The organism is Novosphingobium rhizosphaerae (assembly GCF_050920675.1).
GTDB lineage: Bacteria > Pseudomonadota > Alphaproteobacteria > Sphingomonadales > Sphingomonadaceae > Novosphingobium > Novosphingobium rhizosphaerae.
The window spans coordinates 38,398-53,747 of the sequence record NZ_CP137862.1 but is presented as its reverse complement, the minus strand read 5'-3'; the positions used below and the strand labels follow the sequence as shown (position 1 = coordinate 53,747).

The window sequence follows — 15,350 nt, the reverse complement described above, 5'->3', positions numbered from 1 at the left end:
GGAAAAGATGCGGTTGCTCCCCCTGATCATGACTGCCGGCTGCGCGCCTCTGCTGCTGGCCGGATGTGCCACCGACGGCAGCCACGCGCTGTCTGCAGCCGATACCGTTCCGGCGCTGCCGACGGCTTTCCAGGGCAGCGCGGCGGTAGAAGCGCGGCCGGTGGCGGCAGGCGCAGCGTCCGCGGATATCATAGCCTGGTGGCACACGTTCAACGATCCCGTGCTCACCAGCCTAGTCGAGCGGGGGCTGGCGCAGAATCTCGATCTGCAGCAGGCGGCCGCCCGCGTGAGCCAGGCGCGCGCCGCGCTCAAGGGTGCTAACGCCGCGATGCTGCCCTCGGGCCAGGTCAGCGGGCAGGGCGGAGAGGTCTACCAATCCCGCGAGACGCCGATCGGCCGCCTCGGCAGTGCCTTCCCGTCGTTCGAGCGATCGACCCAGACCTATGAACTCGATCTGGGGGCAAGCTGGGAAATCGATGTCTTCGGCGGCCGTGACGCCGCGCGCGATGCGGCGAGGGCTGATTGGCAGGCCTCGCAAGCGGGTGCGGTGGCAGCGCGGCTGGCCGTGACCGCCCAGATTGCCGATACCTATGTCGGCATCCGCATGCTGCAGGCCCGGCTCGACGTGGCCGGAGCGCAGCTTGGCACCCAGCAACGCCTCGCCGATCTGGTAGCGCTGCAATATCGCAAGGGTTTTGCGGCAGAGCTGCAATGGAACCAGGCGGAAGGCGCGCTGGCGCAAGTGCGGGCATCGATCCCCGCGCTGCAGAACGAACTGGACATGACCCTCAATGCGCTGGATGTGCTGATCGGGGTGCAGCCGGGAACCACGCGGGCAGAGCTTGCCGCCAGCGCTCCCGTTCCCGCGCCGCCCGCGATTTCTACGGCGGGTGGGCCGGCGGCCATGTTGCGCCGCCGACCTGACATCATCGCGGCCGAGCGCACCCTCGCCGCGTCGAACGCGCGCATCCGGGTAGCGACGGCGGAATACTATCCCAAGTTCTCGCTGAGCGGCCTGCTCGGCACCGCGACAACGTCGGCCGGCAGCCTGCTCTCGGGCGGCGCGACGCAAGCCAGCGGCATTCTCGGGCTGCGCTGGCGCCTGTTCGATTTTGGCCGGGTCGATGCCGAAATCAAGGCCGCCAAGGGGCGCAATGTCGAAGCGCTGGCGGCCTATCGCCTCGCGGTGCTGCGCGCCTCGCAGGATGTCGAGGATGCCTTCTCCTCCCTCGTCCAGCAGGAAGCGCGGGTCCAGGCGCTGGGCGAGGGGGAAACCGCGCTGGCGCGTGCACGCGACGCGTCGCTGGCGGCCTACAAGGGCGGAATGGTCAGCCTGGTCGAAGTGCTCGACGCCGATCGCCGCTTGCTGGAAACCCGCGATGGCCTGGTCCAGGCGCGCGCTGCCGCCGCGCGCGGCGCCATCGCCTCGTTCCGCGCGCTGGGTGGCGGCTGGGATGCTGCGGCAGGCAGTCCGGGCCACCACCTATGATGATCAGATCATAGATCATCTCCATGCGCCGGATTTTTTCGGCAGCCGTCGGTCAGGCCTTGGCGAGCAGTTCGGGTACAGCGCCGAACAAATCGGCCGACAGACCGACGGCAGCGACCTGAAAGATCGGCGCATCCCGATCTGAATAGCCCCTAGATTTCTGGACGCCTTTGATCCTAATTTTGAGGACAGGAGGCGATGATGGGGAAGCCCATTTCAGTGATGAGTTCAAGCGTGATGCGGTGGCGCAGATCACCGAGCGCGGGTATCCGGTAGCGGAGGTCTCGCAGCGGCTCGGGGTCAGTGCGCACTCGCTGTATGCGTGGAAGCGGCAGCTGGCGAAGGTCGTATCCGGCGATGCTGGCAAGGATGCCGAGATCCGCCAGCTGAAGCGCGAGTTGGCTCGGGTGACCGAGGAGCGCGACATCCTAAAAAAAGCCACCGCGTATTTCGCCAGGGATGCAAAGTGAGATACGCGTTCATTGCCGAGCATCGCGATCGCTTTGGCGTGCGGGCAATGTGCCGCTGCCTCGCCGTGCAGCCCAGCGGTTTCTATGCATGGCAGAAGAACCCGCTGAGCCAGCGGGCTCGGGAGGATGCCCGGCAGACCGGTCTGATCCGCAAGGCTTGGAACGACAGCGGCAAAGTCTATGGCTACCGCAAGCGGCACGACGACCTGCTGGATCACGGCGAGACCTGCTGCCCCAACCGCGTTGCGCGGTTAACCAGGCTGGCGGACATCAGAGCACAGATCGGCTACAAACGCCGGCCTGGCAGCTACGGCGGCAAGCCGTCCCTAGTGGTCGACAACACGCTGGATCGCCAGTTCGACGTTGCTGCGCCCGATCGCGCCTGGGTGACCGACATCACTTAAATTCGCACACTGGAAGGCTTTGCCTATTTGGCGGTCGTGATCGACCTCTACTCGCGCCGCGTGGTGGGTTGGTCGATGCAGAGCCGACAGACCGCCGATGTGGTGCTGCAGGCGCTGCATATGGCGGTATGGCGGCGCAAACCAAAGCAACGGGTGCTGATCCACTCGGACCAGGGCTCGCAGTTCACCAGCATGGACTGGGCCGCCTTCATCCGGGCTCACAATCTTGAGCACTCGATGAGCCGACGGGGCAACTGCAATGACAATGCCGTGGCCGAGAGCTTCTTCTCCTCGCTCAAGCGCGAGCGCATCCGGCGCCGGACCTACAAAACCCGCGAGGAAGCCCGGCAGAACGTGTTCGATTACATCGAGATGTTCTACAACCCGGTTCGCAAGCAGGTCAGGAACCGGATGCTGTCGCCCGTCGAGTTCGAACGACAGCAGATTTTGAAAGCAGAAGGCGTCTAGAAAACTAGGGGCTATTCAGGGGCGCCATTTATGAGGTCACGACCTAGCTAGAGCAAGGGCGTTTGCTCGATGAGATTTGGCCAATCACTGGCGACGATCCCGGATACCGCTGCCCCCCGGAGGTGGAGCGCGCTCTGAAAGCGCATGCCGCGCTTGGTCACAAACCCTGGACGACAACCTTTCCCTTGGCTCGCCCGGTTTCGACATAGGCAAGGGCGTCCGCAGTCTGCGCAAAAGGAAAGACCTTGTCGACGATCGCGCGGATCGCACCGGCATCGATCAGCTTGGCGATCTCCGCTAGTTGGCCACCATCCGCGCGCATGAACAGGAAGCTATAGTCGACGCCCAGGCGCTTCGCCTTTTTCACGGTGCCCCGGCTCAGCATCCGCACCACGAGGCGCAGGACGGGGTTCATCCCCAGCGATCGGGCAAAGCCGATGTCCGGCGGGCCGGAGATGGAGATCAGCTTCCCGCCCGGCTTCAGCACGTTCAACGACTTTGCCAGAGCCTTGGCATCCTGGCTGTGGAGCACAAGGTCGTAGCCGGACAGCAGCTGTTCGAAATCCTGCGTCCTGTAATCGATCACCACATCCGCGCCGAGGCTTCGGACCAGTTCGGCATTCGCGGCGCTGGTGGTGGTGGCGACGGTCGCGCCGAGATGCTTGGCCAGCTGGATGGCAAAGGTGCCGACGCCGCCCGAACCGGCCTGGATGAACACCTTCTGCCCGGGCTTCACTTTGCCCAGTTCGACCAGCGCCTGCCAGGCGGTGAGACCGACGAGCGGGATCGACGCGGCCTCTTCCATCGACAGGCTCGCCGGTTTCAGCGCGAGGTCCGCCGCGTTCACCGCGATCCTCTCCGCAAACGTGCCGGCGCGGCCATCGCGCGGGCGCGCATAGACTTCGTCGCCGGCCTTGAACTGCCGCACATTGGCGCCGGTGCGGATCACGGTTCCGGCCAGATCGTGCCCCAGGATGAACGGCGGGCGATAGGGCAGGAAGAGCTTGAACTCGCCGTCACGGATCTTGGAATCGAGAAGGTTGATCGCGGCGGCGTCGATGCGGACGAGAACATCGTCGGCACCGATCTCGGGATCGGGCATGTCGCCCAGGCGCAGCGGGCCCTTCTTCTTGTACTTGTCGACGACAAAGGCTTTCACGTGCGGTCTCCAGCGTGAGATGGTGTCGGGTCAATCGGCGAGGAAAGCTGCGGCTTTCGAGACGAACTCGTCGTGATACTGGAAGATGCCGCCATGGCCGGCGTCAGGGTAGATCACCAGTTCGGCATTCGGAATGCGCCGGGCCAAGTCCAGGCTGTTCGCGGTGGGCACCATGATGTCGTTGTCTCCATTGGCGACAAGCACCGGTATCACGATCCGCGCGAGATCTTGCGGAGACTGGCGTCCCCAGGCCTTGATCGCGGCAAGCTGGCGCAGGAAGGCACGCGGCGTCGGTCCTTTGTCACGATCCGCCTTGCGCTCGTTCAAGCGCGCGAGAAAGTCCCTGGCCGCGCGGCGGCCGCTGGTGGTGCCCGTGAAGAACAGATAGGTCTTCGGGTCGCGTGCGGTCAGCATGCCTTTGAGGATCAGCGGCCACGAGATGGCGCCGACTCTATCGATGCCGGTGCCGCCCGCAGGGCCGGTGCCGGTGAGGATCAGCTTGCGCACCAGGCCCGGCGCCCTGAGCACGAGATCCTGGGCGACGAAGCCCCCCAGCGAGAAGCCCAGCAGATCGACCTTGGTGAAGCCCAGCGCGCTGATGACGGCCTGCACGTCGCGCGCCATCTCCCCTATAGTCACCGGGGCCGATCCGCCGGAAAGACCGATCCCGCGATAGTCGAGCGCGATCACGTGGCGTGCGGTGGCGAGTCCGTCGACGATGCGTGGATCGAAATTATCCAGCACCGCGCCCCAGTGGTTGAGCAGGACCAGCGGCGTCCCGCCGCGTGGCCCGAGTTCGCGATAGGCGAAGCGGATCTTGCCCATGGTCACGAAGCGGTTGGGGGCGTCGCGATAGCGGCGTGGCGATGCGGTCGGATGGGTTGCGTTGGTCATGATGGGCCTGCGTTGCCCGCGCACGGGCCGATGAAGGGGAAGGGGCGCTCAGGCGATGTTGAACTGCTTGCGCAGCGTGCGATCGAACAGCGCGCGGGGCAGAAAGCGCCGGGCGAAGGCCGTCTGTCGCGCCGCCTTGCCCGAAGGGTAACGCAGCTGCGGTTTGCCGGCCTGTGCTGCGGCGACAATGGTTTCCGCCACATCCTCCGCCGTATCGCCGGTCGCCATCGCCGCCGCGAACGCGGCCTGGTAGCGCGCGAACGCGTCGTTATAGTCCGCGACGGGTCGATCGCCGCGCGGCGAATTGGCTTCGATGGATGTCTTGGTCGCCCAGGGCTCGATCACGGCGACGCGAATGCCGAACGGGCGCACTTCGTGGTCGAGCGATTCCGAATAGCCTTCAATGGCGTGCTTGCTCGCCGTGTAATGGGCGCCGAAGGGACCGGGGATCAGCCCCACGACCGAGCCGATATTCAGGATCCGCCCGCCGCCCTGGCCGCGGAGGATCGGCAGCACCGCGTTCGTTACCCGGACGACGCCCAGATAGTTGGTGTCGAACAAGGCGCGGACCTGCTCGATCGAGCTCTCCTCCGCAGCGCCGGAAATTGCATAGCCGGCGTTGTTGACCAGCAGGTCGATGCGGCCGAGCTCGGCGTGCGCGGATGCCACTGCTGCGGCAACCGAGGCGTCCGATGTCACGTCGCAGGCGATCATCCGGATGCCATCGCGGATTTCGCCGGGTGCCGCCTTGCGGCTGGTGCCGATCACCCGGTAGCCCGCGCGGGCGAGCGCCATAGCGGCCGCCTTGCCGATGCCGCTCGAGGCGCCGGTCACGAATGCTGTCTTCGATGCGTTGGATGTGGAGGTCGCCATGGCGTTGTTCTCGATCTGGCGTGCGGCATTGGCCGCGCGGCGGTTGATGGTGGGGTGGGTATCGAGGACCGTGCCGCAGCACGGCCCCCGCTGGCTCAGTTGCCGGACGCGTCGGTAAAGCGGGGGTAATCCGTGTAGCCTGCGGCGCCTCCGCCATAGAGCGTGGCCGGATCGATCTCGGCCAGGGGCGCGCCGCGCTGCAGCCGTTCGACGAGGTCCGGATTGGAGATGAACGGGCGCCCGAAGGCGATCAGGTCGGCCTTGCCTTCCGCCAGATGCGCGGTCGCGAGACCCAGATCATAGCCGTTGTTGGCGATATAGGCCTTCGAGAAGCGGCGGCGCAGCGAGCCGTAATCGAAGGGCGCGACGTCGCGCGGGCCACCGGTCGCGCCTTCGACGACGTGGATGTAGGCGATACCCAGAGTGTCGAGCTGATCGACGATATAGTCATATTGTGCCTGCGGATCGCTGCAGGCGATACCGTTGGCGGGCGAGACCGGGGAAATCCGGATGCCGGTGCGCTCCGCTCCGATCTCCTGCGCCACCGCGGCCGTGACTTCCAGCATCAGCCGCGCGCGGTTTTCCACCGAGCCGCCATAGGCGTCGGTTCGGACATTGGCCCCGTCTTTGGCGAACTGCTCGAGCAGATAGCCATTGGCACCGTGCACCTCGACCCCGTCGAAACCCGCCTCGATCGCGTTGGCGGCCGCCTGGCGGAAGTCGTCGACGATGCCAGCCAGCTCCTCGATCCTTAGCGCGCGGGGCTCGGAGACATCGACAAAGGCGTTGTTGACGAAGGTCTTGGTCTCGGCCCGGATGGCCGAAGGCGCGACCGGCTGGCCGCCGTCAGGCTGGAGGTCGAGATGGCTGATCCGGCCGACATGCCAGAGCTGGAGGACGATGCGGCCACCCTTTTCGTGCACCGCCGCGGTCACCTTGCGCCAACCTTCGATCTGGTCGCTGGTGTAGATGCCGGGCGTGTCCTGATAGCCTTGCCCTTGCTGCGAAACCTGGGTCGCCTCCGAGATGATCAGTCCGGCTGAAGCCCGCTGGGCGTAATATTCGGTGGTCAGGTCACCCGGCACCAGGCCGGCCCCGGCGCGGTTGCGGGTAAGTGGCGCCATCACGATCCGGTTGGAAAGTGGAATGGCGCCGAGGGCGTAGGGTTCGAAAAGCGTGTTGCTGGTCATGATGCACCTGAAGGATGGCCGCTGTCGCGGCATGGGCATGGGGAGGTCTTGGTGCTCAGGCGCGCTTTCGATAGCGCTCGGCCGGCAGGGCGTTGCCGATGTTGCCGATCATGGCCTTGCGCGCGCCGTCGAACGCATCCCACTGGCCGGCATCGTGCAGCGGCGGGATCGTCACCGGTTCGCGGCGGTCGAAGCCGACCAGGGCCGCGTCCACCAGATCGCCCACTTCCATGACGTTGCTCATGGCATCGACGTCTGCACCGGCATGACCCCAGATCTCGGTGCGGGTCGAGGCCGGAAGCACCGCCTGGACGTAGACGCCCTTCGGCCCGAGCTCCTGCGCAAGGCCCTGCGACAGGAACTGCACGAAGGCCTTGGTTGCACCATATACTGTCATGCCGAATTCCGGTGCCACGCCAACGACCGAGCCGATATTGATGATCGCACCTTCGCCGGCCTCGGCAAGGCGCGGGGCAATCGCCTTGGAAAGGCGCAGCAGCGCGGTTGCGTTGAGCGCGACGAGCCTGGTCATGTCTTCGATGCTCTGGTCGACGAAGCTTCCGCCGATCGCCGTTCCGGCATTGTTGACCAGGATGCCGATGCGCGCATCCTCCCGCAGCCTGGCCTCGACCTTGGCGAGATCTGCCGCCTGGGTAAGATCGGCCGGGAGGATGTCGATCGTCACCCCGGTTTCCTGCCGCAGGCGCGCCGCAAGCGCTTCCATCCGCGTCGCATCGCGCGCGACAAGCACCAAGGCATGGCCGCGGCGGGCGAACCGCTCGGCATAGGTGGCGCCAATGCCGGTGGAAGCGCCGGTGATCAGAACTGCAGGAATGTCGCTCATCGGATTGCTCTTTCTGTATCGGGCTCTATATTCATGACAGCGATCATGATTGGCTAAATATGATAGCCATCATCTAAATGTCAACGGCGGTCGCGGAGAAATTTGGATATGAAGGTCAGCAGAGAGCAGATGGCGGAAAACCGTCGCCGAATTCTGAAAGTCGCCAGCGCCTTGTTCAGGGAAAAGGGCATCGAGGCGGTGAGTGTCGCGGAGGTGATGAAGGCGGCAGGCCTCACCCATGGCGGCTTTTACGGGCATTTCCGCTCGAAGGACGATCTGGTGGCGCAGGCGCTTGCGAACGCGCTTGCAGCGGACAGTTTCGAGAACGGAAGCTTCAGCGATTTTGTCCGGGCCTATCTGGCCCCGCGACACCGGGATAATCCCGGCGGCGGTTGCCCGACCGCCGGCCTCGCCGCTGCCATGCGCCACCAGACGCCTGCAGCGAAAGCCACCATGACGGAAGGGCTGCGAACGCAGATCGCGCGCATCGAACATGCGCTTCCGGCGTTGCCCGCAGCGGACAAGCGTACCGCTGCAATCGGAAGCTGGGCGGCGATGGTTGGGGCGGTCATCCTGGCGCGGGCCGTCGATGACCCACAATTGTCGGACGAGGTGCTCGAGCGAACGCGCGCATGGATCGACGCTGCCGTCAGGTAGGCCGCAGCGTCGCCGACAGGAGAACCGGCCCTGCGCGGGTCCGCTGGCTTTTACATTCTCGGGCCGCCGCTGGGGCAACTTTGGCGCCTCTCTAGCCACTCCTCGTCTGTACGGGGCACCGCGACGTTGAGGCGCGTCTGCTTATGGAAAGATCCGCCATTCCACACGCCGTGTTGGATCGACGGCTTCGTCCCGCGATGCCACCTTCGCTTTCGGCAGCGCCCGACCACCTTCGGGTATTCACCTTGTTGAGCCAAATGTCCGGTTCCGACTGAAGTTACCGAAGGAGACAGGTCGGACCCGCCGATTGGTGAGGCTGCCTAGAAGCCACGCAGGTGCCTTGATTAAGGAACGTGACATGGATCAGGACGTTGACTGGCACTGTCTTCAGGGACCCAAGTGACAGGAACGACCATGGGCGAACTCACAAACAAGATCAGCGCCGCCAGCAACAAAGTGGTGGGCAACGACAAGGAGGCGATTGGCAAAGCGACTGACAACGAGAAGCTGGTCGTCGAAGGCGAGGCGTAACGGCTCAAGCGTATGGCGCAGGATGTGAAAGGCACCGTCGGGGCCCGCTCGGCGACAATATCTCAGCCTGTTGCTTGGCACGGTCCGTGCGGACTGCCACGGAAGCATTCCCTTTTCGAGCCACCCACCAGGGCGCGGCTATCGCGGCCTCGCGCGCAACCAATAGAAGCGAATGTCCTGCTGATGACCGAGAAATTTGACGGTACGTCCATCGAGGAGGAGTCCGAACGGGCCGAATCCCTCCTGAGTTTTGACTTGGAAGAGTTGGCCGGCAGCGCGGCGCTGACGCGCATCACCGATTTCGCAGCCGCTTTGTGCGCTACACCGATCGCCCTTGTGAGCATCGTCGAACGCGAGCGACAATGGTTTCCTGCACGAACCGGGCTCGACGTTGCAGAGACTCCGCGTGAGACATCTTTCTGCGCGCACGCCATGCGCGGCACCGATCTCATGGTCGTGCCTGATGCAACGCAAGATCTGCGGTTTGCAGACAATCCGCTGGTGGCCGGCGCGCCCTACATTCGATTTTATGCGGGTACGCCGCTCATCTCGGACGACGGTGTACAGCTCGGCGCGCTTTGCGTCATCGATCGAGAACCGCGTTCTGGACTAACCACGGTGCAGCGCGAAGGATTGTTCGTCCTGGCCGCGAATATCATGTCATTGCTGACCGCACGCCGTGCGTCTCTCCGGACCGACCGGGAGTTGGACGAACGGGAAGCCAAATTCCGGATCCTGGCGGATGCGATGCCGCAGATGGTCTGGTCGGCGCGTCCAGACGGGTTCCACGACTACTACAACGCGCGCTGGTATGAATTCACGGGCATGCCGGCTGGCTCCACCGATGGCGAAGGCTGGAATGGCATGTTCCATCCGGAGGACCAACCCCACGCTTGGTCGGTCTGGCGCCGATCGCTGGCAACGGGCGAACCGTACGAAATCGAGTATCGACTGAGACGTGCGGACGGCGAGTATCGGTGGACTTTGGGCCGAGCTCTCCCCATCCGTGATCGAAACGGCGTGATCACAAGATGGTTTGGAACGTGCACGGATATCCACGATCAAAAGATGATACAGGCGCAAAGAGAGATCGTGGCGCACGAGCTCAGCCATCGTATCAAGAATATCTTCGCCGTGATCAGCGGCTTGATCAGCTTCTCGACACGGCAACATCCCCAGATGAAACCCGTCGCAGATGATTTGCGCGAACGGATCCTGGCACTCGGGCGCGCGCATGATTTCGTTCGACCGCATAGCGATGCATCCAAGCCGAGCGCCGTGCAGGACAGCCTGTCAGGGATGCTCGGTGAACTGATGGATGCATATGCCGGGCGCATCGCCATCTTGGGAGATGATACGACCATCGACGATCGCTCTGCCACGCCCTTGGCCCTGCTGTTTCACGAGCTGGCCACCAATGCAGCGAAATATGGATCGCTTTCGTCCGCCGATGGCAGAGTCCAGATCACGATCGAGGTGGGCGATGGTCGCGCAGAAATCGAATGGCTCGAGCGCGGGGGGCCGCCGGTCGCCGCGCCCTCGCACGACGGTTTCGGCACCAAATTGATCGAGCTCAGCGCGATCAAGCAGTTGGGCGGTCACATAGAGCGGAACTGGTCCGTCGAAGGCTTGCGTCTGCGCCTCGTCGTTCCCACTGCGGCACTACATCGCTAGCGGACGTCGTCTGCTAAATGATGATGACATCCTGATGGATCACGTTCGCTGATTCCGGATCCGCTGCGATAGCCGCTGCCGCGAGGACCGCGTCTTCCGAAAATGGTTTACGGATATAGCCGACAGCCGTCCGGGCAGGTTGTTCGATCTGATTTGGGTTGGCGGTCACGTAGACGATCCTCATACTGAACCTGTCCGCCAGCTCCAGCGCCAGCCCAGGGCCGGTCGGCCCATCTCTCAGATTCAGATCAACGAACGCTACTTTGGCTGTCGCTCCAGCAGCCAGCGCTTCCGTCTGATCGGCTGCAATGGCAACGACGGTGTACCCGGCATCCTGAAGAATCCGCTCTATCTCCAAGGCGATGAAGATTTCGTCCTCGACGATAAGCACGGATTTCATACTGGGAACCTCATGCATTCACAATGCTGCAGCGCCGCACCCGTTCCCTTTTCAATTGGCCCCTGGCAATGCATTCATTTGCTGCTCAAGCCGGCTTGCAGATCGGCATTGGTCAAGGCCGGAACGTCGGTGGCGCGTATGCCTTGACGCACGTCTGGCGTCATCTGCCGCGGCCATTTCCCTGTCGATCGATGCGGTTAACGCCGAACCGCTCCCGGAGATCAAGGACCGCCAGCTGTTGGTGGATGGCAGACCCTATCTGGCGCTCGGCGGAGAGCTGCACAATTCCAGCGCGTCCAGCCCTGAATACATGGGGCCGATCTGGGACAAGTTGCGGGCTATGCAGGAGTTTCCTTGCCCGGCTACGCAAATCGGGACTGCGTGGTTCCGCAACATCTTGTAACGACGCTGTAACCTGTGACTGTCGGCCCTATTACGGTACATAACTGGCCGCTGCACGGCGCACCCCTAAGCAACACGTGATACAGATTATTGGGGGGGGTGGAATGAAATGCACGGCGCGGATGCTGGCATTGGCCGGGTGGTCGATGACGGCAATATTGGTTGTGGCGGAAGCGCGCGCGGCTGAGGAAGACGATCCTCAAAACAACGACATTCTTGTGGTCGGCAGGCCGCTGGCCGCTCTCACGGCACCGGCTCCCACCGGCAGCCGCCTTGGTCTGACCCCGCTGGAAACCCCCGCCACCATCTCGATCATCGACGGCGACGAACTGCGCGCTCGAGGCGATCTGACAATCGTCGATGCGGTTACCCGTGCGCCTGGGATCACTTCCTCGGCAAACCCCGGCAATGGCGGGACCGCGCTGGTTGCGCGAGGCTTCAGTGGACAAGGTTCGGTCCTGCAACTCTACGACGGCGTTCGGCTCTTTCCGGTTGCCGGCACGATCACCTTTCCGGCAGATCCGTTCAACGTGGAAAGGGTCGAAGTGCTCAACGGTCCGTCGTCTGTGCTCTACGGGCAAGGCGCGCTCGGCGGCGCGGCCAATGTGATCACCAAGAAGCCGAACACCGCCAGGACCGAGGTCAACGGCGAAGCCAGCTATGGTGCGCAGAACAGCTGGCATGTTGCGGCTGGCTCGGGAGGGCCAATCGGTGACAGGCTGTCCTACCGCATCGATGGCAGTTACCGGCAATCTGACGGCTATGTCGATCGCGGGGACTCCAGCAGCTATGCCCTTTCGGCAGCGCTGCGTTTTGCGCCGTCCGACTCTTTCTCGCTCACGCTGCGTGACGATTATGCGAACCAGCGGCCAACCGAGTATTTCGGCACGCCGCTGATCGACGGCAAGCTCGACAGGAGCATCCGTCGCCGCAACTACAACGTCGCCGACGCCAAGCTGCACTACCGCGATAACCGTGTGATCCTGACCGCAGAGTGGGCGCCTGCCGCAGCCATCAGCATTTCCAACACAGCGTATTGGCTGACCAGCAAGCGCCTGTTCAAGAATCTCGAGAGCTATTGCTGGATCGGTGCCAGCGGCGATTGTCCCAATGGCTATAATGGCACCTCCGGCACCCCGGGCACGATCTACCGCACCGACAATCTCGGCATCTTTCACGACCAATCGCAGATCGGTAACCAGGGCAGCGTCAAGTGGAACGGCTCTTTCGGAGCTATCCGCAACGACCTCGTGGTCGGGTTCGACGTCAACAGGATCAACCTGACCTATTCGAACGATTTTGGTTCGGACCTTCAGGAGGATTTTGTCGACCCGCGGACATTCGATCCGGGGTTGTTCTTCGATACACAGGGTATCGCCCCGCGGTACCGCACGCGCACCACCGAATACAGCTTCTTCGCCGAGGACCGGTTGCGCCTCAGCGACCAGCTTTCGATCGTTGCCGGTATCCGCGACGAGCACGACCGGGTCTATCGCCAGAACATCGACCCTGCCGGCGCAATCAGCGCGCGGCTCTTCACCAAGACGCTGCGCAACACGACCTGGCGGGCCGGCGCGGTTTACCAGCCGACCGCGACAGTGTCGCTCTATGGGCAGTATTCGACGGGCACCGATCCGCTCGGCACACTCACCACGTATTCGGGTTCGCAGACCGGGTTCAGCAATGCGACCGGCAATCAGGTCGAAATCGGCGTCAAGGCCAGCTTCCTCGATGGGCGGGGGACGGCCTCGATCGCTGCCTATCGCATCGCCAAGAAGGGCCTGTTGTCGCAGCGGACGGCGACCAGCCCGATCGAACAGGTGGGCCAGCGCTCGTCGAAGGGTATCGAAGCTTCTGTCTCGCTCGATTTGCCGCTGGGCTTCGGCATCGATGCGAATGGCACCATACTCGACGCGCGTTTTGACGATTTCGTCAGCGGCACGAGCATCTACACCGGCAAGACGCCGCCCGGCGTCCCGGAACAATCGGCCAATGTATGGCTGCGTTGGGATGCGGCCAAACAGGTGCAGGTACGGGCCGGTCTTCGCTATGTCGGCCGCACCTATTCCGACAACGCCAACAGCTTCCGGGTGCCCGCCTATGCGGTTGTAGACGGCGGACTGAGCTATGCCGTGACTAGCAAAGTCGCTGTTGACCTCAGGTTCTATAATCTCTTCGACAAGGATTATGCGACGACCACCTACAATGACGAACAATGGATCCTCGGCCGTCCGCGCTCGCTCGATCTCACGGTTCGTGTCCGCCTCTGACATGTCTGGCGGCAGGCTCGGTCATCATCTCAAGCGGTGGCTTTTTCTGGCTCACCGCTGGATCGGCATCGTCACTTGTATGCTCTTCACGATATGGCTCGTTTCCGGCCTGGTGATGATCTACGTTCCGTTCCCGTCGCTCGGCAAGGCCGAGCGGCTGGCCGGTCTCGCGCCGATCGATTGGGCAGCAGTGCGTGTGACGCCCGAAGAAGCGCGACGGGTTGCAGGCGGCAGGCCGGTGCGCAACCTGACTCTGGAAATGCGCGATCGCGCGCCGGTATGGCAGATCGAGCCGTGGGATGCCGCTCCGGTGGCGATCTCTGCCGTCTCGGGCAATGTTCTGGCTCAAACCGACGGAGCGTCTGCGCGCCGAATCGCCGGTGATTTCGGGCATGCTCCAGTTCGCCTGATCACAGCTCTCGAACGCGACCAGTGGACCGTTGCGGGCAGCTTCGACCGCCACCGACCGCTCTGGAAGGCCGAACTCGCGGGCGAGGGCGGCAGGGTGCTGTACGTCTCGTCGCGGACCGGTGAGGTGGTGCTCGACACCAACGGGATGGAGCGTTTCTGGAACTGGATCGGATCCGTTCCGCACTGGATCTATCCAACGGTGCTGCGGCAGTACAATCTGGTCTGGCGGCAAGTCGTCATGTGGGTGTCGGGCCCCTGCATCATCGGTGCGATTACCGGAATTTGGATCGGGATACTGCGGTTGCGCACGGGACGCCGCCGCTACAGCGCAGGGCGCTTCACACCCTATCGCGGCTGGATGAAATGGCACCATGTTTCAGGGCTCGTTGGCGGGGTCTTCCTCACAACCTGGATTTTCAGCGGGTGGCTGTCGGTCGACCCAGGCCGGCTCTTCGCGAGCCCAGGCCTCAGTCTCGCTTCCCAGATCAGCTATGCGGGAGCCGACAAACCGCTGACACTTGCCGCTGATGCGCTGGGACGGTCTGCGACGGGGGCGAAGCTGGTGCGCATCCGCTGGAGCCTTGGCAGGCCGCAGGTACTGGTCGAGCGCGGCCCGCAACAGGCAAGCTTCCTCAGTGGCAAGACGCTCACGCCATGGCAAACTGATCGCGCCACCATCGAGCAGCGCGCTGCGCAGCTTGTCCCTGCGGGCCATATCATCGCTGTTGATCGCCTCGTAGCACCAGATGCCTATTGGTACGAAACCGACGGACTGCCGCTGCTCCCCGTCCTGCGCATCCGCTTTGACGATCCGGCGCGAAGCTGGGTCTATATCGATCCGGCGAGTGGTGCGATCGTCGGCGATACCGACACCCGGCGCCGCCTCTATCGCTGGGCTTTCGACCTCCTGCACAAATGGGATCTGAACGGCTTGACCCAAGCGCGGCCCGCCTGGGACGCAGTGCTTTGGCTGACATCGCTCGCAGGCCTGCTAATCGCGGTAAGTGGCGTCGTGATCGGCTGGCGGCGCTTGAATCGCTAGGCGGCGTGGACAAATTGCACAGCGCAACCGTGGCGTTGTGGAATTTGTCCTCGCCGCCTAGACTTTTAGCGACAGCTCCATAGGCATGCCTCAATCGCGATGGGCCCTGGCCGATGCTGGAGCAGCAGCGTGCAGGTCGGGGTCGGCATTTATAAGTTCACGACCTAGATAA

Annotated in this window: 13 protein-coding genes and 1 pseudogene; 8 read left to right on the top strand and 6 right to left on the bottom strand. The window is 63.6% G+C overall.

The genetic code is table 11. From position 1 onward, the window contains the following. Positions 1–7 precede the first annotated feature (7 nt). From R9J51_RS20350 to R9J51_RS20340, 3 genes and pseudogenes are all read left to right on the top strand, one after another. Positions 8–1,489 carry an efflux transporter outer membrane subunit gene (locus tag R9J51_RS20350; RefSeq protein ID WP_179562778.1) on the top strand — a complete coding sequence of 494 codons (1,482 nt, stop codon included), beginning with the start codon at positions 8–10 and terminating at the stop codon, positions 1,487–1,489. Next, positions 1,455–1,634: a hypothetical protein gene (locus tag R9J51_RS20345; RefSeq protein WP_179562779.1), complete on the top strand. Its 180-nt coding sequence runs from the start codon at positions 1,455–1,457 to the stop codon at positions 1,632–1,634. The genes R9J51_RS20350 and R9J51_RS20345 overlap by 35 nt, the downstream gene beginning before the upstream one ends. A gap of 37 nt (positions 1,635–1,671) precedes the next feature. Continuing rightward, positions 1,672–2,831: pseudogene (locus R9J51_RS20340) on the top strand (IS3 family transposase). A gap of 157 nt (positions 2,832–2,988) precedes the next feature. On the opposite strand, the gene R9J51_RS20335 reads toward R9J51_RS20340, so the two are convergent. From R9J51_RS20335 to R9J51_RS20315, 5 genes are all read right to left on the bottom strand, one after another. Next, the gene (locus R9J51_RS20335) at positions 2,989–3,990 is read right to left on the bottom strand and encodes an NADP-dependent oxidoreductase (RefSeq protein WP_179562781.1); all 1,002 of its coding nucleotides are present in this window, start codon (positions 3,988–3,990) and stop codon (positions 2,989–2,991) included. 30 nt (positions 3,991–4,020) lie between these two features. Further along, positions 4,021–4,884: an alpha/beta fold hydrolase gene (locus tag R9J51_RS20330; protein ID WP_179562783.1), complete on the bottom strand. Its 864-nt coding sequence runs from the start codon at positions 4,882–4,884 to the stop codon at positions 4,021–4,023. A 48-nt stretch (positions 4,885–4,932) separates the two neighbouring features. Further along, entirely contained in the window at positions 4,933–5,757 is an 825-nt protein-coding gene (locus R9J51_RS20325; protein ID WP_179562785.1) for an oxidoreductase, read from the bottom strand. Between the two features lie 95 nt (positions 5,758–5,852). Next, complete coding sequence (locus tag R9J51_RS20320) at positions 5,853–6,947, bottom strand: alkene reductase (RefSeq protein WP_179562787.1); 1,095 nt, start codon at positions 6,945–6,947, stop codon at positions 5,853–5,855. A gap of 55 nt (positions 6,948–7,002) precedes the next feature. Then, positions 7,003–7,791, bottom strand: coding sequence for an SDR family NAD(P)-dependent oxidoreductase (locus tag R9J51_RS20315; protein ID WP_179562789.1), 789 nt, complete (start codon positions 7,789–7,791; stop codon positions 7,003–7,005). Positions 7,792–7,899: 108 nt separating this feature from the next. Here R9J51_RS20315 and R9J51_RS20310 point away from each other — a divergent pair, with 108 nt between their 5' ends. The 3 genes from R9J51_RS20310 (at position 7,900) to R9J51_RS20300 (ending at position 10,653) form a co-directional block, all read left to right on the top strand. Beyond that, positions 7,900–8,448 (top strand): TetR/AcrR family transcriptional regulator, encoded by a 549-nt coding sequence (locus R9J51_RS20310; protein ID WP_169475146.1) that lies wholly within the window; start codon positions 7,900–7,902, stop codon positions 8,446–8,448. Positions 8,449–8,862: 414 nt separating this feature from the next. Beyond that, positions 8,863–8,979, top strand: coding sequence for a CsbD family protein (locus R9J51_RS20305; protein ID WP_218847461.1), 117 nt, complete (start codon positions 8,863–8,865; stop codon positions 8,977–8,979). 183 nt (positions 8,980–9,162) lie between these two features. Then, a complete protein-coding gene (locus tag R9J51_RS20300; protein WP_179562790.1) occupies positions 9,163–10,653 on the top strand; it encodes a PAS domain-containing protein in 1,491 nt (496 codons plus the stop codon). Between the two features lie 13 nt (positions 10,654–10,666). Here the strand turns inward: R9J51_RS20300 and R9J51_RS20295 are convergent, their stop codons facing one another. Beyond that, on the bottom strand, positions 10,667–11,053 hold the full coding sequence (locus R9J51_RS20295; RefSeq protein WP_179563090.1) for a response regulator: 387 nt from the start codon (positions 11,051–11,053) through the stop codon (positions 10,667–10,669). Between the two features lie 524 nt (positions 11,054–11,577). Here R9J51_RS20295 and R9J51_RS20290 point away from each other — a divergent pair. Next, a complete protein-coding gene (locus tag R9J51_RS20290) occupies positions 11,578–13,725 on the top strand; it encodes a TonB-dependent receptor (protein WP_179562791.1) in 2,148 nt (715 codons plus the stop codon). Next, positions 13,712–15,178: a PepSY domain-containing protein gene (locus R9J51_RS20285; protein WP_432788058.1), complete on the top strand. Its 1,467-nt coding sequence runs from the start codon at positions 13,712–13,714 to the stop codon at positions 15,176–15,178. The genes R9J51_RS20290 and R9J51_RS20285 overlap by 14 nt, the downstream gene beginning before the upstream one ends. The last annotated feature ends 172 nt before the right edge of the window (positions 15,179–15,350 follow it).